Origin of the sequence: Streptomyces sp. NPDC001568, assembly GCF_042893755.1 — a bacterium.
Lineage (GTDB): Bacteria > Actinomycetota > Actinomycetes > Streptomycetales > Streptomycetaceae > Streptomyces.
Map to the genome: position 1 here is coordinate 150,403 of NZ_JBIAVF010000009.1, position 19,571 is coordinate 169,973.

A 19,571-nucleotide genomic window follows, 5' to 3' on the forward strand; every position below is an offset into this window, starting at 1 on the left:
CTCTCAGATCAGTTCGCGACCACGGCGGATCTCCCAAGAGCCCACCTCGGTGTAGTACCTGTCGAAGTGTTGGAGCCAGGCTGCGATGTTCTCCGTCCTCCGGCGGGCCAGAGCGTCGGTCACACCCGAGTGCTGCGCAATGGCTGCCGCCAGCTCTACGTTGCTGAGACTCTCGCCCTCCTGCAGCTTCCGTAGTTCTGGTATGGCGTGCAACCGAGTCCGCACAGAAGCGTTGAACTGAGCCTCTTCCAGTCCGGCTGGAACGTTAAGCAGGGCGAGATCCCGCACGATGCCGGCCTCTACAGCGGACGCAAACGTTCCGCGCCCGCTGTAGAGGGCGAAAAGGTTCTCTGGTCGCCGAGTGGCCGGGTACCAAAGCGACGTCGCCTCCGCAACTTCCGTCTGCGGCGGACCGGTCTCGGCCTTGAGGAGTTCGGCCTGTTTACGGATGAGGGCTGCCTGTTGTGGTGTCGCCTCACTGGAGGCGGCTTCGACTTGGTCCAAGACTCGCTGGACCTCAGGGTGTGCCGCGGGGGCTTCGACCAGTAGCTCGAAGTTGCTGTTCGGTACACGACCAGTGGCCTTGCCCGTCAGGTTTGCGGAGCCGACCAGACAGCGGTCGTCAGCGAGGTAGATCTTGGCGTGCAGCGCAGGGCAGAGATCGACCTGGACGCGTTTGTCGCTCTCTGCCAACTCCATGATCTCCGGGTCGGAGATCCCGGCGGCTACCTCCGCCGGGGTCCACCGTGTCACGCAGCGAATGCGCTCCACGGATGCGGGCACGGCTGCAACAGCCGCTTCGAAGATCGGCTTCTTGATGAACGGTGCGATCAGGGTCACGCTCCGCGAAGCGTGCTGCAGCAACCCCTCGATCTGCCGCCAAACGTGGTCGTACTCCGTCACTCCCCTTCGTCCTCGCCGTCGATGAAGTCGCGGGCGTAGCGGCCCCAGTCCTGCCGCGCATCTGCGATCTTCTCGCGCTGCCGGTCGCTGGGGATCTCGTCCTCCATACGGGCCCATGAGAAGAGGAGGAGCTTGAAGGTATCGGCCGCCCGGTCAAGGCGGTGCCTCAGTTCATCCGGGGTGGCGTCTTCCGGCACCTCTTCGAGAACTGCCAGCAGGTGGGCGTGCAGCGGGTGCTTTTCGTTGAAGATCACCTGGAGCATGCCTGCCATGAGGTCCACGCTGAAGAACGCGTGCGAGTCCTGGTAGCTGGAGATCCAGCGCACGCGCCAGTCGTTCTCCAGGGCCTCATCGACCAGGGACTGCGCAGTGTCCTCATCGAGGTGGTGCCGCTGGGTCAGGGCATCGAACTGTTCCTGCCGCTTGTCTTCAGGAGTCGCGCCTTCCGCCAAGTCGTCGGTCTTACCCGTATGCCCGTCCTCGCTACGTCGCTTGACAGCGTCCGTGGCTTTGGCGTTGACGGCGTCGTCATGGCGCCTCTTCGTCTTGCGGTTACCCACAGTCTGCTGCCGCAGGTGCCGCCGAATCGCGGGGAGAAGTTTGGTCTCGAGGTAGAGGGCAAGGTCGATGAGCCGCAGACGAGGATCACCGAGGTCCGCGAGGCGATCCTTGAACGCCTTGAACGTCTCGTCTGCCTCCGCTTCAGACTTCCAGTCGAAGTGGGCGAGCGAGGAAAAGATCGTCGCAGTCTGCTTGTTGTTCGTGACACCGAACACGTCATCGAGGGCCGGAGGGAAGTCGATCTCGATACCCCACCAGCGCTCCACAGGGTCGTAACCGATGGCCCAGGAGGAGTCGAGGTCGAGTTCACGGCCGTGTCGGATGAGCGAAATACCGATGTTGTGGCGGGCGTGCTTGCCCCAGAGCTGAGAGCCCCCGTCCTTCGTGGCCTTGGCGCTCTCCGGCCAGGGCTTGCCCTCGATATCGGGGCGGCGAGCCTCGGGGCGCGCGATGGAGGCACGCACCTTGACCACGTGCTGCTTGCCATCGACGACGATGGGGAAGTGCGCAACACCGGGCTGGTCTTCGGTGCCCATGTTGAAAGGTTCAAACATAGGCTGTTCATCGAACGGTTTCGGGGTGCTGGTCGATGCCATCAGGTACAGCGGGTCGTTGGGCGCGGCGTAGTACTCACCGTCGATCACGGCGCCGTCGCGGACCGGAGCCATCCTGATGTCGACAGTGCCGGCATCGAGGTAGTGCCGATAGGCGCGTCCGATGATGTCCGACGTGTTGCGCAGTGTGGCCGCGGCACCATGCCAGTTGACGCGGTCGAGGTTGGTCCACTTGACCAGGGTTCCAGTACTGCCCAGCCCTAGGCTGAGATCACGCCAGTACTCGGGGAGCGGGTCGAACTCCGGGGCGGGGACGTCATCCCGACCCTTGTTGATTTCTTTAAGGTCGAGGTAGCTGTACATGGCGTTGCCAGGGCCATTGGTCCAGGACCACACTTCGAGCTTGGTGCACTGGGACATGCTGGAGTTGGGCAGACCCATCCCGAAACGACCGATGCGCTTACGGTCGTCACCGCGGCCATCACCAAACTTCAGTGCCCGGCGCAGAGCTTCAGCGTCCATACCCGTGCCGTTGTCGAGCACGGCGATGGTCTCAACCCGATGGCTCGTACGAGCGGCTACCTGTACCGGGCTCTCACAGGCAAAGACCTCTACAAGCTTGGCCTTGGCATCAATGCTGTTGTCGATGAGCTCGGCGAGCGCGTACGCCGTGTTCTTGTATCCGCTGTCGCGCATGGCCTTCACGGTCAGCGAAGGGCTGACGATCCGGTAGTTGTTGCCTTCGCTGGTCACGCGGTCTCCCATACATCTTCCCAGTTGATGAATGCCTCGGCCACGTCTCCGAATCCGGGAAGTACCGGGTCGACGACAGTGACGATCTCGCAGGTGGCGGTTCCGCCGGCCTTCGGGCCGCGGATGACCCGGCCGACCATCTGGCTGTAGAGCACCAGTGACATGGTCGGGCGGGCGATGACTGCGGCGCTGGCCGCCGGCGCGTCAAAGCCCGTCGTCAGGACCCCGTAGTTGCACAGGATCATCGGGCGCGGTGCGGAGCTCTTGAAACGGGTGATGACCTGGTTGCGGTGTCGGGTCGAGGATTCACCGGTGACGAACTCGGCGTCGAGGCCCACGGCGGACAGCACCGCCGCAATGAGGCGGCAGTGGTCGACGGACGCCGCAAACACCAGGATTCTGCGGTGCTTTCGCTCCAGCAGATCCATGATGGTCTGAACGACCTTAAGGTTCCACTGCTCGTCCCGGGCAAGCTCGGCGATGATCCTGGCTGGGATGTCGAACGAGTTGGCCAGCAGGCGCTGGTCCTGTACCGACAGGTGCAGGCCGGCCTCGGACGCCACCGTCTTCATGGTCGGCGTGGAAAGATATCCCTGCTCGATCAAGGCTGTGACTGGGTTGCTGTAGCCCTCGATCTTCAGCATGACCTTCTGGCGCGAGAAGAAATCGGACAGTCGCTCATCCTGGGCAATGTCTGCCCAGGTACGTCCCGGTGTGGCCGTGAGTCCCAGCAGGCTTGCGTCCGGGCGGATGGTCAGTGCGTCCACGACCCGCTGGAAGGTGGGCGCGATGATCTGGTGCGCCTCGTCGAACACCGTGAGGCTGCTGCGGGCAGCGAGGAGCTGCAGAAACTCCGGCCTGCTCTTTGCTGCCGAGACCGCCTTCTCCAGGCCGAGGATGACCACGCCATCCGTCACACCTTCCAGTTCGGTCGGCGCATCAGCCCACATTCGGACCACGGATACCGGCCGGTCACCCAACTTGCCCCAGGCCCTCTCGAATTCAGCAGCTGCCTGCTCGAGGAGCTCTTGCCCATGAGCCAGCCACACCACGAGTGTCGGCTCATGCTGCCGCAGGTGATCGCAGATCAGGTTCATACCGGTGCGGGTCTTGCCGACCCCGGTGGGCAGATGGAGGACCACCCGCCGCGGGCCGTCGTACAACAGCTCCTTCACCCGGGCCGCCGCGGTGCGCTGATGCGGGAAAAGGGCGTACTCCGGCCCGCAGTCCTGACGGAACAGCGGCTGCACCGCCGGCGCCCGGTCGATAGTGAACCCGAGGAACTCCAGCAGCTCCCGACGCTGGTCGAGCGACCACTTCAGGGACTTGAGGTATACGGGCGGCTCGGTGCTGGCCTCCGAGGAGCCCAGCCGCTGCGCCAACTCCCGCTGCTTCACGGCGGACAGCAGCGCGAACAGGTCCTCCCGTTGCACCGCATCGGCGACCAGCGCCTCGGCATCGATTGCCACGGACGCCACGGCGCGGAGTCGCTCATCTTCCGCCGCACCACCGTCGATGAGGTCCAACAAAGCGCACAGGTCCTTGCCGAGCCGCTCGCGGATGTACGACATCGGAGCAGCGTCCAGGACCGCCTGAAAGGCCACGCCAGGCGACCACGCCGTCAAGGGGCCACCACCGCGTAGGCAGCCATCGCTGCACAACACGACATACACACCTGACTAACCATCAACACGAAGTGCCCCCACCCCATACAGCCGACGCCAAGCATCGCCCCAGCGATGAGTAGCCCCAGCGCAACAGCGTGCGATCACCTTAAACCCGCCCACTGACAATCGGGTTCACGTCCCGCATATCAGCAGATCAGTAGACCCCTTTCGGGCATCCGCCCGATCGAAATCACGCCACGAAGACACTTGATCGTTTGCGCCCGGCCCTACTCACCCAGAGAATAGAAACTACGTTCGACAGAATGCGCCGCCGGCTATGGCGGCCTCAATCCCGGACGGCTGGCAGAATTGACTCCTGGTGAAGGCTGGAGGCGTGTGCTCGGTATTCACCAGGAGTGCTAGCCAGACGGAGACCGCACAGGCAGCCGCCCGCCACGGGCCGGGCACGAGCACGGCGACTAGACCAGAGCGATCGCTTGGAGACCCAAGGAGTGCGTGCGGTGACGCCGAGCCGGAGAGCGGCCGGCTGTGGCGAGTCTGTCCCGGTTGTCTCAGGTGTTCGTTAGGATCTCAGTGCACTCCTGGTGGAAGATGAGAGTCGACCGAGGAGAGCCACCAGGAGTGACCGGAGCACGCAGCAGCAAATGGGGGCAGAACATGGCAGGTGACCTGCGAGACGCAGATGTGGTCTACCTCGACTACAACGCCACCGCGCCCCTGCGACCCGAGGCCTTGGAAGCGACCCTCGACGCACTGCAAAGCGTCGGCAATGCCTCTAGCATGCACCACCCCGGGCGCGAGGCCGCAGCCCGAGTCGATGCGGCCCGCCGACACCTCGCTGACCTGCTTAATTGCACTCCCGGAGAGATCATCTTCACATCCGGGGCCACAGAGGCGAACAACCTCGCCTTACGGACCGGCTATGCACGCGGCGGCTTGCTGGTGACCACCGCCGCTGAACATCTGGCCGTGATCGAAACCGCTCGCGCCATCACGGCGGAGCACGCCGACTCCCTCGTCGTCCTTCCCGTCGACAAGGACGGCATTGTCGATCTTGACCCTCTGGGCGCAGCGCTTCGCGACGGCCCCGTGGCTCTCGTCTCTCTGATGCTCGCGAACAACGAGACCGGAGTACTGACGGACCTGGCCCCTGTCTGCAAGGCAGCTCACGCGGCAGGCGCCCTGGTCCACACCGACGCCACGCAGTACGTCGGGCGGCTCCCCATGGATCTCCGCGAGCTCGATGTCGACCTGCTTTCCCTCTCGGCCCACAAGTTCGGCGGACCGCAAGGTATCGGGGCTCTCTTTGTCCGTCGGGGGACCCCGTTGCCGCACCGCCCACTGCTCGTGGGTGGTGGGCATGAGCGGGGATGGCGGGCCGGCACGCTGAATGTGGCTGGAATCACAGGTCTCGGAGCAGCCGCGCGTGCTGCTCGGCAGCAGCTTTCCCGCGAGGCAGAAAGAGTCGCTGCACTGCGTGACGTCCTCGAAGCGGCGCTGACCACCGAGGTCGCCGATTGCCGCATCAATGGAGCTCGGGCCCGTCGCCTCCCTGGGGTCACCAGCATCACCTTCCCTGGTCTGCCGGCAGACGCTGTCCTTGCGGCAATGCCGCACGTGGCCGCTTCCGACGGGAGTGCATGCTCGTCAGGAGCCCCGAGTCCAAGTCATGTGCTTCTCGCCATGGGGCACAGCCGCGACGACGCGGACTCCACGGTGCGTTTCTCTCTCGGCTACGCCACCACCGACCGCGACATCGAACGGGCTGCCACCGCGGCCGTCGACGCCGTACGGCACGTCCGGTCGGTCATGGCCGCGACGGCCGAGCCCTAACGAGCGTTATCCCCTCATTGACATCCTTCCCCCTCGATCTTGTTCACTGAAAGGCCCCTCGCATGTCAGACAGCCGGCTTCCTGAAGCCGTGGAACTCTCCTTCGGGCGCCACGAGACCTTTGCTCCGCGTTTCGGCTGGCTGCACAAGGCGTACATGCAGGTCAAACACGACAGCGAGATCTTCCACCGCGAGGATGCCCCGGTCCTCCTCGGGGTCGGTAAGAACATGGTCTATTCCATGCGCCACTGGTCGAAAGCCTTCAAACTCACCCAAGAGCACCCTCACGAGGACCCGTCTTACCGCGCCCTGGTCGCATCCCCGACCTGGCGGGCCCGGTGGCTTCTCGACGAGGAGGGAGCCGACCCCTACCTCGAGGACACAGGCAGCCTGTGGCTGCTGCACTGGTGGCTCCTGTCGAGCGGCGCTGACGCGAAGTGCTGGGTGCCTAGCTGGTATGTGATCTTCAATCTGGCCCCTCGCTCTCGGGTCACCTCGGCCGAAATGACCAACGTCATCACACGCCACGTCCACGAGAGCTTTGAGGAAAAGGACTGGCCCGCAGGGGAGTCCATCTCGCGCGATGTCGAATGCATGATCAAGATGTATGCGCTGGACCAGGAGTTCAACCCGCTGTCCCCTGGAAGTTTCGAAGACCTCCTCATGTCCCCATTCCGTGAACTCGGCCTGCTGGAAGGCCAGGGCAAGGGCAGAGAGCGCACATGGCGCTTTACCAACGGAGCCCGCTCGAACCTGCCGGCACCTGTGCTGGCGTATGCCTGCCTGGACTTCGCCGCGCGGTTCTCGACGAACGCCGGCTCCGTCTCCCTGGCCCGACTCGCACAGGACCCGGGTTCACCGGGCAGGGCCTTCCGTATGCGGGAGCCTGAACTCACCAAGGCCATCGAGTCTCTTGTGAGTGACCACCCGGACCTGCAGATCATCGAGGCGCTCGGGCAGCGCAGCCTCTCCTTCTCGAAGGCTCCGCTGGAGCTCGCCTGGGACATCCTCGACGCTCACTACGGACGAGTCCGGGAGCGCGAGGGATTCCCCACCCCGCAGGAATGGACCAAGAAGTACCCCGGACTTGACGGCAACGCTCCCAAGCGAGCGCGCAAGAAACAGCCACAGCAGGTCGAGGCTCTGGACCTGATCGAGGAGAACGCGTAACCATGGCAACGAAGACCATCCGGCGCCCTCAGAAGGCCGCTGCTCAGCTCCCCGCTGGCATCACCCTGGTCGGCTCTGAACTGCGATCAACCAATCTTGAACGTGACGTCCAGGAGAAGCACCTCAACGACCCCTATGTAGGGGCCCGCGCGCTCGACGTACTCGATCGTGTTACCAACTCCGTGGCCGACCTCCGCCGAACCCGCGCCTGGTCGTTTACCGGTCCCTACGGATCCGGCAAGTCCACCCTTTCGAACCTCTTCGACGCCTTCCTCGGTCACGACGAAACCCGCCGCGCCGAAGCGGAGGCGGCGGTCAGGGCCACCAACCCCGGGCAGGCCGCCCGCCTGGCCCGGGTACGCGACGAACTCACCGACAAGGCGGGCTTTCTCGGCGCCGTCGCCACCGCTCGACGCGAGCCTCTCGCGGCTACCGTCTACCGCGCTCTACAGACCGCGGTCGAGCGTAAATGGAAGAAGCGAGTTCCCAAGGAGATCGCCCAGGCGCTCGCCGCGTGCGCGGAGCGCGAGGTGCCGAGCACCGAAAGCATCATCGATGCCGTCACCATCCTGTGTGACCGGCACCCTCTCCTGCTGATCATCGACGAGTTCGGCAAGTCACTCGAGTACCTCGCTGCCGACGGCGACTCTGGCAGTGCCGAGAGCGACGTATTTCTGCTGCAAATGCTCGCGGAAAAGGGCGCTGGCCCCTCGGGCATGCGGCTGTTCATGTTCACGCTGCAGCACCTGGCGTTCACTGACTACGCGGCACGCTCCAGCACCATCCAGACCCAGGAATGGGCCAAGGTCCAGGGCCGCTTCGAAGACATCACCTTCGCGCCGAACCTCGGCGACTCCGTTCATCTGATGCGGCGTCGACTCGACTTGACCAAGGTCACGGAGCCGGGCCACGAACTCATCCGCCTGCAGGCCGACGCAGCAGCGACTGCGTGGAGCCATCACGCCTTGAGCGCCGTCGTGGACATCTCTGCGGAGACGTTCGCCGGGCTCTACCCCTTGCACCCGCTCACAGCTGTTGCTGCGCCCCTGCTCGCCTCTCAGATCGGCCAGCACGACCGAAGCCTGACCGGCTTCCTAGCCAGCGACGAGCCGAACACGGTCCGCCGGACTCTGGACACCCTGTCGTCGGATACCCCCGAGCGGGCTTCCACCATCCGCCTGCCCCAGTTGTACGACTACTTCTTCGCGTCCGGCCGTACCACCATCCTTGCTTCAGCCAACGCCAGCCGCTGGCTCGAGGTCGACAACCGACTCAACGAGGCGCACGGTCTGCCTGCGGAGGACCAGGAGGTCCTCAAGGCAATCGGCATCCTGAACCTCATCGATGCCGACGGCTTGTTGCGCGCCACTCCGTCCATGATTCAGTTCGCGCTCAACGACCCGGCTGATGCCCCCGACCCTGAGCGCTTCACGGCCCTGCAGGAGCAGCTGAACAAGCTCGTCGACGACGGCTTCATCGTCCACCGCGCTTATAGCGACGAATACCGAGTCTGGCAAGGCACGGATGTCGACATCGACGCGCGGGTTCGTGAGGTGGCCACCCGCATCGCCCCTGCAGACGTCATGGGCTATTTCGGCAAGCACCTTGGGACTGTGCTGCCTGCGGCTGTCGTGGCCGGCGGGCACAGCCAGCGCACTGGCATGTTGCGCTACTTCACGACAGCTGTGAGCCACAAGAGCGAGAAACTCAAGGGGCCTCAGGTTGTTCAGGATGCTGCTGACGGTCTGATCATCTACCACCTCGGGTCGCTCGAGAAGCGTCCCGCGGTTCAGTCACCGCTGCCGGTCCTCATCGGTACCACAAAGAACCCGGAAGCCGTTCTGCAGGCTGGCATCGACCTCGTTGCACTCGAAGAGCTCCTCGACGACGACACCATCGATCATGTCGCGACCCGTGAGATCGAGGAGCGCGCGGCGTACCTCTCGCAGATCATCGGTGCGCTGCTGGACGAGGCGTTCAACCCCCTGAGCTCGCAGTCCAGCTGGTATCTGTGGCACAAGGGAACCGAGGTCCACGGTGATGACAGCGAGCCCATCGAGGCCCGCAGTTACGCCAACCTGGCCTCCCAGGCGTGCGACCGGGTCTACCCGCACACCCCGCACATCCGCAACGAGATGGTCGGGCGCCACCAGCTCACGAGCAACGGTGCACGCGCCCGCCGCGAGCTGCTCACCTCCATGCTGCAGCGCTCGGGCAACCCCCTGCTCGGATACGACAAGGACCGGTACCTCCCCGAGCGTGCGATGTACCACGGCGTCCTGGAATACCTCGGGCTACACCGGGCGGCTGGCGAAACGGAAGCGGGCACCGACACCACCAGCATCCTCACTCACGGCCTGTCACGCCCCAACCCCGAGAAGAACCCCAGCATCACCAAAGCCTGGGAAGCCCTCGAGGAAGCACTGACTGGTGCAAAGCAAGCCACGCCCATCGTCGACATCTATCAGCAGCTCATGGCACCGCCCTACGGTGTCAAGGCCGGCGTCGTTCCCATCCTCGTGGTCACCGCACTCATCCTGCGGGCGCAGGACGTTGCCCTGTTCGAGGACGGAAACTACTGCCAGCGTCTGACCCCAGAGATCCTAGAGCGGCTCAACGTCCCCTACCCCGACCGCTTCACGGTCAAGGCCGCCCCAACCGGTCGTGGACAGCGTCTCCTCATCGTCAACAGCTTGGCCAAGGCCCTCGACGTAGACACCCCCCGCTCGCGCGCGGCGCGTAACCCCGCGCTGCTCGGCGTGACACGGGCCATGCTCGAACGAGTCATGGTCCTGGAGCCTTACGCCCAAAAGACACGCCAGCTGAGCGCTGAGGCACTCGCGATCCGCGACGTGCTCTCCCAGGCCACTGACCCCGACGAGCTGGTCTTCGCATCCCTGCCCGCGGCATTGGGCTTCGAGGCGATCGGGGCCACAACCCCGCGGGACGAAGAGACCGCCCAGGCGTACGTCGCCAGCCTGACCACAGCGCTCGACAACCTCACCGGCGCCGGCCCCGCACTGCGCCAAGAGGTCGTGGCCACGATCGGACGTGAGTTCCGCCTCCCCGCCGAACTGAAGAGCCTCCGAACCGGGTTGACCGAACGGCTGCTGGGCTTCGCCGATGCCCCGCTCGAGCTCAACCTGCAGGGCTTCGTCTCCCGCGTCCTCAACGAGAGCCTGCCGGATGAGGACTGGCTCGACCCGATCATCATCCGCCTGGCCAACAGGGCACTCGGAGACTGGAGTGACAAGGACGTCGCCTCCTTCCCCCGCCACGTCAAGGAGGTAGCCCGCGCGCTGGACCGCGTCAGCCACCTCTACGAAGCCCACACGCTGGCTGACTCCGCTGAGGAGGAGAGCGCGTCCCGGCAGATCGACACCCACCTGCTGACGCTCACCACCCCTCAGGGAACAGAAGAACGCACCCTGATCCACGTGCCCAAGCAGTCCCGTCAGGCGGCTGACGAACTCGTTGTCAGTGTCATCAGGCAGGCTGAGGAAGCACTGGGCCCCGACGGCGCACGCATCCTGCTCGCTGCTCTGGCCGAGCGCCTGGCCGTACAGGACACCGCCGCGGCCCCCCAGACGAAGGAGACGCTGTGACCGACACCGACAGCTCGAGCGGGAAGAAGCGCCACGTCCTCGGCCTGTCCGGAGGCAAGGACTCCTCCGCGCTCGCAATCCACATGCGCGACCGCGTGCCGGAGATGGAGTACTTCTTCTGCGACACCGGCGCCGAGCTCCCAGAGACCTACGAATACCTCAACCGCCTCGAAGCGGCCGTCGGCAAGCCGATCGTGCGTCTCAACGCGACCCGCGACTTCGACCACTGGCTTGAGGTCTACCAGGGCACGCTTCCCAGCCCCCAGATGCGCTGGTGCACCAAGAACCTGAAGCTCAAGCCCTTGGAGGAGTGGGTCGGCGACGACGAGGTGATCTCGTACGTGGCGATCCGCGCAGACGAGAACCGTCTTGGCTACGTAAGCACCAAGCCGAACATCAGCGCCGTCTTCCCGTTCCGCGAGGACGGTATCGACCGCGCCGGCGTAGACCGCATTCTCGACGAAGCTGGTATCGGTCTGCCCGCCTACTACGAGTGGCGCACGCGGTCGGGCTGTTACTTCTGCTTCTTCCAGCGCAAGCACGAGTGGGTCGGTCTCAAGGACCGCCACCCTAAGCTGTTCGAGAAGGCCATAGCGTACGAGGAAAAGGTCAACTACCGGCGTACCGCGATGCAGGGGCGGGAGTACACCTGGTCTCAGGGCGAGTCCCTGCACGAGCTGATCGAGCGCCGCGATGAGATCGAGGCCAAGCACCAGGCGGCACTCGACCGCGCGGCCAAGCGTGTGAAGCCGAACCGTCCGCTGCTCGAGATCCTCGCGGACGCCCACGACGAGGACGATGACGAGGCCGGCTGCGCCGTGTGCCATCTGTAAACCACTGACACGTTGAGGGGCCTTGTTGTCTCCGGCATCTGCCGGAGACAACAAGGCCCCTTTTTTGGCTCACCTCGCCCCCGAGGGCCTTAGCGGAACCTGCGCCCTGGATGGCCTGCCGCTGCCCTGCGTAAACACGGGAGAGCCAACCATGCGACGACATTTCACACAGGGAACTCCGAGGACTTTCGACGCGTCGCGCTGCCGTCGACGCGGCCTGTGCAGCAAACCAATGCGCCGCTACTTTCGCGCTTACCTGATTCGGCCTTTCGGAGCTTGCCGCACATTCTCGCCTTACCGGACAGCGATCTCGGGAGGCGAATCCAATCGCATTATATAATCGTTGACTTCTTGCCCATAGGTGGGGTTGGTTGCGTGTGAACCGAGGACCACAGAGGGGGCGGATTTTGACCGAATCGACGATTAATGAAGTACTAGAACCGCAGAGAACGCTGAGAGTTATCTCGTATGGAGGCGGCGTGCAGTCCACAGCCCTTCTTGTTCTCGCAGCTAACGGCCACATTGACTTCCCCACCTTCTTGTTCTCTAACGTCGGCGATGACAGCGAGAACCCAGCGACGCTGCAATATATTCGACACGTCGCAGTGCCGTTTGCGCAGCAGCATGGGCTGACCCTTGTGAGCCTGGAGAAGATTCGACGTGATGGGCGCACGGAGACTCTCTGGCAGCGCCTACATAAGCCCGACACCCGATCTATCCCCATCCCCGTTCGGATGGCCAATGGAGCCCCCGGTCGACGTAATTGCACGGCCGACTTCAAGATCAAAGTGATTTCCAAGTGGCTCAGGGAGAAGGGAGCAACAGCGGATAGACCTGCCACCGTCGGTATCGGAATATCCGTCGACGAGATCCACCGCGCCAACAGGAGGAGGTCGGAACCGAACGAAGAAGTTACCTACCCTCTACTGGATCTCGGACTGCGGCGTGAAGACTGCATACGCCTGATCGCTGAGGCTGGACTTCCAGTCCCTCCCAAGAGCTCATGCTATTTCTGCCCATTCCATACCGTCGGCGAATGGCACGAACAGCGCAGAATCGAACCTGATCTCTTCGCCAAGTCCGAGGAGCTGGAAGCATTCATCAACACTCGCCGCGCAGCCCTAGGTCGGGATGACGTCTACCTCACGCGATACGGAATCCCGCTGGGTATCGCGATCCAGAATACCCAGCCCAAAGATCCTGGAGACGGGGACTGCGACTCCGGCTGGTGCATGACCTAGGACTCGCGAATCAGAACAGAGGTGGGGCTCCATTCTTAGCCATGAGCCCCACCTCGTTCCATCGAACTAGACGTGACACACAGGCCAGAGAGCCCAGGCTCACCTGCGCCGCAAATCCCGCGGCCGTGCGAATGCGTCCGCCGGCCCAGGCCGAGAATTCACCCTCTGAGAGGTCGTTTCATCCTGTTGTTTCATCCCTGAATGTGGCTTTGATGTAGTGGTGTCGGGTCGCGCCAGGAGATGGTGTTCTCGCTGGTGAGGCGGCGGGCCATGAGGTCGGTCATGGCGATGTGGATGATGGCTTCGGAGCGGGTGGGCAGGGTTTCGTAGTCGCGCGCGAGGCGGCGGTGGAGCATGAGCCAGCCGTAGGTCCTCGTCAGCCTGAGTGAGCCACTCTCCAAGCCGGTGTCCGTCGCGGCGGCGCAGGATAGTGGCGAAGCCACGGGCCAGCCGGCTGGCCTCGGTGATCTCCGGGCAGCGTCCGCAGACGTCCTGGCGGGCCTGGTCGCCCTGGTTCTCCGGTCGGCCGATGATTCACCGGACGGCACTCGCGACCGCGGGCGGTCGCGGAGGAACGGCTCGTAGGCCGTTGTGCCGGGCCAGCGTGTTGAGGAAGCGCCGGACGCTCTTGCGGCCCCCGAGGTAGCCGCGGTCAGTGAGCTCCTCGAGCAGGATCTGTGCGTTGTCGCATCCCTCGGCCCAGCGGCTGGCGAGGTAGGCATGTGCGGGGTCAGGGCACTGCTGCGGCCGGGCCGCACGCGTATCAGCGACTCAGCGCTGGCGGCCTTCGCGTAGTGCCGTACCGTTTTGCGGTCGAGTCCGAGCCGTACGCTGATGGCGTCGATGGTGAGGCCCTGCTGGAACAGGGTTTGGACGTCGTGGTGCCGTTCGCGGATCTTGCGTTCGTAGGCGGACTCCTCACCCGAAGCGCCGGCCGGGACAGGGGTCGCGTCGGTCTCGGGCTCGGGGGTTTTCAGGCAGGAGCGGTGGCGGGTGATCGTCTTCTCCAGGCTGGTGGCGAGGTTGTGGAGCAGGTGCCAGCGGTCTGCGACCTGAGGGATTCCAGGCTGGCCCCGTTCGACGCCCTCGGCGAAGGCGTCGCCGCGGTCCCGGCAGACCGTGCCGACGTGCGGGTGCTCTCGGAGCCAGTCGGCGAAGGTCTCCGCCGTGTCGTCGGGCAGGACATCGACGGGACGGTGGCTGTCCATGTCGATGAGAATGGCGCCGAAGCGCCGACCACGCCGGAAGGCGAACTCGTCGATACCGAGGGCGGTCAGCTCGGGCACCTCCGGGAGGTCCATGGAGCGGATCAGCCGCAAGAGGGTGGGCCCGCTCACGGGGATGGCCAGCCGTGCGGCGAGGCGTTCGCCGGCCTGTCCACCCACCGCCAACGCGACGTGTCCCAGGAGGCGTTGCAGGTTCGAGTCCCCCGTCCGTAGCGGAAGGTGAGCCGCTCGACCTGCTCGGCGAACGTCTTCTTCACGCAGTCGGCGTTGTCGCAGAAGAAGCGCCGGACCTCAAGGTCGATCGCCACCTCCCGACCGCCGACCGCGGCATCGGCGAGCCTTCGGCCGTAGCGACTGTGCACTCGAACCGAGACCGTGCCGCACCCAGGACAGCGAGCTGTCGCCGCGATACATCTGGCAGAGATCCGTCATCGCAACCAAGTCACGGGGAGTGAGAACCAGGGACAGGCCAGGGGAGATGGTCTCATCCTGCTCAATCGACGGTCGACGAAGCACCATGATCGTCAAACGAGCGTCATGTGTCGGTCTCACTCGCCTGCCGGTCGAGCTCGGCACGCCTTACACCAGTGCCCGATCTCGACACGATCGGTTCGACGAAGAAGCCCCCGAACGTGTAAGCGAACGAGCATCCAGGTTGCCCTTCGCCCTATCGTGGCCATCCATACGTCGCTCGTCCAGGTGGAGGCCGAGGTCGTGAAGTACACATTGTCGGCGCAGCAGGCCGAGTTGCTCCGTCAGGTCGCAGCAGCACCCGGCGCCCTGACCATCGCACCCAACCGTTCAAACACCGCGTGGGCTCTTCGCCAACGGGGGCTCATCCAGCAGAGCGGGCAAGCTGCGGTGGTGACCTCAGACGGTCGCTACTTCCTCAAGCACGGCAAGCACCCCAAAGAGGTCCAATCGGAGAAGGATCGCCTGGCCGGAGACGCCGAGCGAGCTGCACGCGCTCCCGCTGACGGGGCCGAATTGGTCTCACGCCTACGGGCCACGGCCTACGGCCAGCTCACTGTTCCTGATCCGGGCCCGCAGACCCGGGGCCGATGGCGGGCCGCCTACTACGACGCTCTTCATCACGACCGCGTACCAGCAGGGCAAAAACTGCGGTGGTCGGGACGCCAGCGCGGCGATTGCGCCTTCGCCCTGGTCGACGAAGAAGCCGAACTGGCAGCTCAGCCTCAGCCGGTGCATGCCATCGCGATCCCCGACACAATCGATCGCCCTCACCAGCTGGTCCGTGCGACACGCAAGGCCATCGGTAGATCCAAGAGCGCCGTAGACACCCGCGAAACAGCTGGCGTCATCCCTCTGAATGTCTCCCGCGCACAGGTGGAACGCGCCCTGCGGATCCTGCACGCGCTACTGACGGAAGTCGAGCGCCGCGGCTATCAAGTGGACGCCCGAACCGATCTACAGCACGGTCAGGCCCTACACGAGATGGTGGTCGTCATCCGTGGGCACGACTTCCCGCTCACGCTCACAGAGCGGACCACCAAAGTGCCGCACGAGCCTACGACGCAGGAGATCCGCCGGGAGCAGCAAAGCCCCTGGACGCGCATCCCCAAGTACGATCACGCGTTCAACGGACGCCTCGAACTCGGTGCACCGGCCGGGAGCCGGCACCGGCATGTCTACACCTACAGCGATAGCGCGCGGTGGACCCTGGAATCCCGACTGGGGCATCTGCTACGCGATCTCGAAGAGCACGTCACGGCGGCCGAAGGCCGGCGGGGAAAAGAGCGCCTCCAAAAGGCTGAGCAACGACGCCGTTGGTATGCGACTGTCTCCCAGGCCCGTCAGCAGCAAGTCGACCGGCACCGAACAACGTTCCTGAACGAGCAAGTACAGGCGTGGCGCCACGCCTCCGAGATCGACGCCTTCTGCCAGGCAGCTCACGCTCGGGCCGCCGACGGGATGCCCTCCTCGGAGGAGGAGATTGCCTGGTTGCGGTGGGCCGAGGAGTACGCGGAGCGGATCGACCCACTGCGATCGCCACTGAGACCACCGCCAGATCCACCATCCAGTCGCGAGGCACTGGGCAAATTCTTGCAAGGCGATCTCGATGCCCATCCCTGGCCGTTCGACAGCAGGGGGCGCTGGTCGCCGCCCGACGAGGACGTCAGTCCCGTGTGAGTGCGCAAACGCCTCCGCCCTGCCTATGCGGGGCAGGGCGGAGATGCGTCTATCCGGCGACAGTCAGCGGCGCCTCCAGCCGCTCCCAGGCCCCGAGGACTGCCTTGTGCGCGTCCGGCTGCAGGTGCGCGTAGCGCTGGGTGGTCTGGAAGCTCTCGTGGCCGAGGAGGTGCTGAACTTCGTAGAGCGAGACTCCCTTCTGGACGAGCCACGAGGCGCAGGTGTGGCGCATGGAGTGCGGTGGAAAGTGTGGGACGGGTAGCTGCTCGCCATCGGTGTCGAAGTGGTGGGCTCTGCCGATGGCGGGCCACCAGGTCTGGCGACGCCAGTTGCCGTCATCCAGGCGACGGCCCGTTCGTCCCTTGGTGATGGTGGTGAAAACCAGCGCATCGTGTTCCAGAGGATGGATGTGCCGCTCGAGAGCCTCCAAAGCATGCGCCGGAAGCGGGACCTCCCGACGGCTCTTCGAGCTCTTGGGATATTCCTTGATCCCACTCTTCGTGTTGACCTCCACCACGAAGAGACGTCCGCGGCGGCGGTCGATGCGGTGACTGTGAAGTCCGGAGAGCTCACCCCAGCGCAGCCCTGTGTAGAAGCCGAGCAGGCACATGGTCTGCCATGGAACGGGTAGCTCGTCCAAGACGCTCTGCGCCTGATCGAGGGTGAACCATTCGGGCGGCTTGACCGCGATGACGGGGAGGTCGATGCGGCGGCACGGACTCACGGCGATCACATCGTCGTCCACAGCAGCGCGCATGATGGACGACATCAGGTTGTACGCGCGCTTTATAGCGGAGGCGCCCGCACCCTTCTCCACCAGCGCGCGAATCCAGCTCTGCGTGTCCATACGGGTGATGGCTCGCATCTCCCACGCTCCCCAGTGCGGTAGCACGTGGTTCTTGATGCTGGAGGCATCACCGCGCAGAGTATGAGGTTCTACGATCCTTGCGTTCCACCAGCGGTCGTGCCAGTCACTGAAGGAGATCTCACCCGCTCTCGGGTCCCGCAGTGACCCACGGGCGAACTGGGTCTCCAGCTCGGCACCCCACGCGCGTGCCTGTGTTTTGAGTGGGAACGTCTCGCTGAACCGGTCACCTGCCCGGTTACGTACGGTGGCCTGCCAATTGCCGGTCTTCAGCTTACGCAGGTACAGCTTTACTCCTCGGTGTGGCCAATTGAAAAGGGCATCGGCACGTGATCAGCGGCGAGCCGCAGCGGGAACGATCTCCCTGCTCCTGATGAACTCGTCGAGTCCTGAGGCAGGGACGCGTACCCGGGAGCGCCCTGGGCCGGTTCGAAGGTCAACGATGGGCAGGTAGCCGGCGGCAATGAAGCGGTAGACCGTACGACGGTCGACATCGAGCAAGGCAGCAACGGCAGGGATAGACAGCAATCTCGCGGGCAAAGCGAGCTCCTTGGAATCGGAAGGTGCGCATTCCGCACATTTGGGGGCCTGCAGCTCGGCGTCGTCCCGCTGCCTGCCAGAGAGGGCGCTGTGTCGGCCAGGACCACGGACCTGGTCGCCCCCGCCCGGAACCTCCAGCAGGGGTTGAGCCTCTCCCCGGCCCTGTTCAGCGAGATGCTCCGGGCGTAAGCGCCTTAGCGCATCGGCGGCACGTTCCCCCAGCAGGAAGCTGTCGGCGGAGACTCAAGCACGGCACAGGTGCTCAACAGTCGACGCGTCACCATGGGCAGATGCCCCGGTCAATCGAGCGCGAAGGCCGCTTCGAGGCGGTCCCAGGGAATCTCGCCAGTGCACTGGAAGCAGAACGGATATCTCAAATAGAGAGAGCACACACTGACACCGGCGCGCTCAGCAATCTCCACTACTTCAATCAGGGACATGCTCCCGCTACCCAGCCAGCCGACGATGCAGGAATCCCGCAGCACAGAGATGTTCACACCAGCCGCAAAGTCGGCCCCGTCCACGTCTCGCGCAGCTTCGCAAGCTTGCTTCCAAGCCCGGCGGTACATCGCTCCAGACAGCGGGCGCCCGCCTTCACACACGATCAAAGCATCGTCGAGCCCGAGCCCTCGCTCGGTGATCTGCTGCCTCACCATCGCCAACAGCTGAGAACACACCGGCACGAGCCGCCGCTTACCCATGCCGCCCTTCTCCCAGTCCGCAGATTCACCGCTACTGGCATTGACGATGAGCACACCGGACCCATCACCAAGCACCTTCGCATCTCGGACACGCAGGCCAAGCGCTTCCGCGGGTCGCAGCGCAGCGAAGGCGACAACAGAGAAGAAGAGGCGCAGAGTGTTCCCGTTCCTCTGTCGCCGACCAACCCATTCGAGAAGGTTGTCACGCTGCCGACCCGACAACTGGAGCTGTTCGTCAAATTCAATACTGGACATACAGCGAGTACCCCTTGCGTCATTTATCCGCCATCTGAAGGCGGCCAGGAAGATCCCCTAGGGGTTAAAGATTGGCATGCTCTCACAGAGCAAATCCACTCGATCGATGACTGGACTTGTCTGCGGTCGGCGAATCAAAAAATACCCACCCCTCGGGCAACCCGGCCACTAACAATGATCCGGAGGATCCGGGAATTCGGAAATCTCGGATGTTGTGATAGAAGCGGCGAGCGCTCTACTGACTGGGATCTGCGGAGTCTTACGCATGTGCCGGTCAGGAAATTCCCAGGAGTCGAGTGGACGCGCGAAGTACTTACGGAAGGGTTGGCTAAGGTGAGCGGCGATGTTGCTGCGCCGGCTTCGTGGGCGTGTCGATAGCCAGGTCCGGCAGGGTCGCCATGTGGGGCGGTCCCGTGAGCCTGGGAGCCCTTGAGATGTCCTCACGAAGGGTGGAGTCGCCGACGAAGCGCGGTCCGCTGTGACCAAACGAGCAGAGGGCAACAGACGACGTAGGCCTGATGAAGGATCAGCCCGGGTGCGACAGGGCTGCCTGGCCAGTTCATCACCGCGGAGGAGTGCACGCGACCACCGTGGGCGTCACTCATGGCGCAAGCGGTGACAAGCTATGGAGCAGGTGCCTTCTAAGCACCTGCTCCATCGACAGGCCCCATCAAACGGGGTGCGTCGCCGAGCGGTGACAACCGAGGATCGCCCTCACCCCTCGTGTCACACCCAGCCTCGACAACGCACTGC

General features: G+C 64.4%; 13 protein-coding genes and 2 pseudogenes. 6 read left to right on the top strand and 9 right to left on the bottom strand.

Annotation, left to right across the window (positions count from 1 at the left end; genetic code table 11):
- Window positions 1-3: 3 nt before the first annotated feature.
- Genes ACFY0I_RS18425 through ACFY0I_RS18435 form a run of 3 tightly spaced genes read right to left on the bottom strand, consistent with a single transcriptional unit; the run spans window position 4 to window position 4,342 of the window.
- The gene (locus tag ACFY0I_RS18425) at window positions 4-903 is read right to left on the bottom strand and encodes a phospholipase D-like domain-containing protein (RefSeq protein ID WP_388896547.1); all 900 of its coding nucleotides are present in this window, start codon (window positions 901-903) and stop codon (window positions 4-6) included.
- Window positions 900-2,771, bottom strand: a complete 1,872-nt coding sequence (locus ACFY0I_RS18430) for an ATP-binding protein (protein WP_388896550.1) — start codon at window positions 2,769-2,771, stop codon at window positions 900-902. Before ACFY0I_RS18430 ends, ACFY0I_RS18425 begins: the two co-directional genes overlap by 4 nt.
- Window positions 2,768-4,342 carry a DEAD/DEAH box helicase gene (locus ACFY0I_RS18435; RefSeq protein ID WP_388896553.1) on the bottom strand — a complete coding sequence of 525 codons (1,575 nt, stop codon included), beginning with the start codon at window positions 4,340-4,342 and terminating at the stop codon, window positions 2,768-2,770. Before ACFY0I_RS18435 ends, ACFY0I_RS18430 begins: the two co-directional genes overlap by 4 nt.
- Before the next feature lie 678 nt (window positions 4,343-5,020).
- Between ACFY0I_RS18435 and ACFY0I_RS18440 the strand changes: the two genes are divergently transcribed.
- The 5 genes from ACFY0I_RS18440 to ACFY0I_RS18460 all read left to right on the top strand — a co-directional run bounded on the left by ACFY0I_RS18440 (window position 5,021) and on the right by ACFY0I_RS18460 (window position 13,080).
- A complete protein-coding gene (locus ACFY0I_RS18440) occupies window positions 5,021-6,232 on the top strand; it encodes a cysteine desulfurase family protein (protein WP_388896556.1) in 1,212 nt (403 codons plus the stop codon).
- Window positions 6,233-6,294: 62 nt separating this feature from the next.
- Window positions 6,295-7,401, top strand: a complete 1,107-nt coding sequence (locus ACFY0I_RS18445) for a DUF4007 family protein (protein ID WP_388896558.1) — start codon at window positions 6,295-6,297, stop codon at window positions 7,399-7,401.
- Between the two features lie 2 nt (window positions 7,402-7,403).
- Entirely contained in the window at window positions 7,404-11,006 is a 3,603-nt protein-coding gene (locus ACFY0I_RS18450; RefSeq protein WP_388896561.1) for an ATP-binding protein, read from the top strand.
- Complete coding sequence (locus ACFY0I_RS18455) at window positions 11,003-11,839, top strand: phosphoadenosine phosphosulfate reductase family protein (protein ID WP_388896564.1); 837 nt, start codon at window positions 11,003-11,005, stop codon at window positions 11,837-11,839. The genes ACFY0I_RS18450 and ACFY0I_RS18455 overlap by 4 nt, the downstream gene beginning before the upstream one ends.
- A gap of 407 nt (window positions 11,840-12,246) precedes the next feature.
- The gene (locus ACFY0I_RS18460) at window positions 12,247-13,080 is read left to right on the top strand and encodes a phosphoadenosine phosphosulfate reductase (RefSeq protein WP_388896566.1); all 834 of its coding nucleotides are present in this window, start codon (window positions 12,247-12,249) and stop codon (window positions 13,078-13,080) included.
- A 191-nt stretch (window positions 13,081-13,271) separates the two neighbouring features.
- Here ACFY0I_RS18460 and ACFY0I_RS18465 read toward each other — a convergent pair.
- From ACFY0I_RS18465 to ACFY0I_RS18475, 3 genes and pseudogenes are all read right to left on the bottom strand, one after another.
- Window positions 13,272-13,454 (bottom strand): annotated as a pseudogene (locus ACFY0I_RS18465) (IS5/IS1182 family transposase); the annotation flags it as partial.
- Window positions 13,455-14,066: 612 nt separating this feature from the next.
- Window positions 14,067-14,381 (bottom strand): annotated as a pseudogene (locus tag ACFY0I_RS18470) (transposase); the annotation flags it as partial.
- Window positions 14,382-14,413: 32 nt separating this feature from the next.
- On the bottom strand, window positions 14,414-14,731 hold the full coding sequence (locus ACFY0I_RS18475) for a transposase family protein (RefSeq protein WP_388896886.1): 318 nt from the start codon (window positions 14,729-14,731) through the stop codon (window positions 14,414-14,416).
- Window positions 14,732-14,978: 247 nt separating this feature from the next.
- On the opposite strand from ACFY0I_RS18475, the gene ACFY0I_RS18480 reads away from it, so the two are divergent.
- Window positions 14,979-16,457 (top strand): hypothetical protein, encoded by a 1,479-nt coding sequence (locus tag ACFY0I_RS18480; protein WP_388896569.1) that lies wholly within the window; start codon window positions 14,979-14,981, stop codon window positions 16,455-16,457.
- Window positions 16,458-16,506: 49 nt separating this feature from the next.
- Here ACFY0I_RS18480 and ACFY0I_RS18485 read toward each other — a convergent pair whose 3' ends face one another.
- The 3 genes from ACFY0I_RS18485 to ACFY0I_RS18495 all read right to left on the bottom strand — a co-directional run bounded on the left by ACFY0I_RS18485 (window position 16,507) and on the right by ACFY0I_RS18495 (window position 18,818).
- Window positions 16,507-17,493, bottom strand: coding sequence for a tyrosine-type recombinase/integrase (locus tag ACFY0I_RS18485; protein WP_388896889.1), 987 nt, complete (start codon window positions 17,491-17,493; stop codon window positions 16,507-16,509).
- 162 nt (window positions 17,494-17,655) lie between these two features.
- Complete coding sequence (locus tag ACFY0I_RS18490; RefSeq protein ID WP_388896571.1) at window positions 17,656-17,862, bottom strand: helix-turn-helix domain-containing protein; 207 nt, start codon at window positions 17,860-17,862, stop codon at window positions 17,656-17,658.
- 299 nt (window positions 17,863-18,161) lie between these two features.
- Entirely contained in the window at window positions 18,162-18,818 is a 657-nt protein-coding gene (locus ACFY0I_RS18495; RefSeq protein ID WP_388896574.1) for a hypothetical protein, read from the bottom strand.
- Window positions 18,819-19,571: the final 753 nt, after the last annotated feature.

Coding starts and splice junctions, on each gene's coding strand:
- ACFY0I_RS18495 (WP_388896574.1), bottom strand. CDS start 18,818: ATGTCCAGTATTGAATTTGACGAACAGCTCCAGTTGTCGGGTCGGCAG.
- ACFY0I_RS18445 (WP_388896558.1), top strand. CDS start 6,295: ATGTCAGACAGCCGGCTTCCTGAAGCCGTGGAACTCTCCTTCGGGCGC.
- ACFY0I_RS18450 (WP_388896561.1), top strand. CDS start 7,404: ATGGCAACGAAGACCATCCGGCGCCCTCAGAAGGCCGCTGCTCAGCTC.
- ACFY0I_RS18435 (WP_388896553.1), bottom strand. CDS start 4,342: ATGTCGTACATCCGCGAGCGGCTCGGCAAGGACCTGTGCGCTTTGTTG.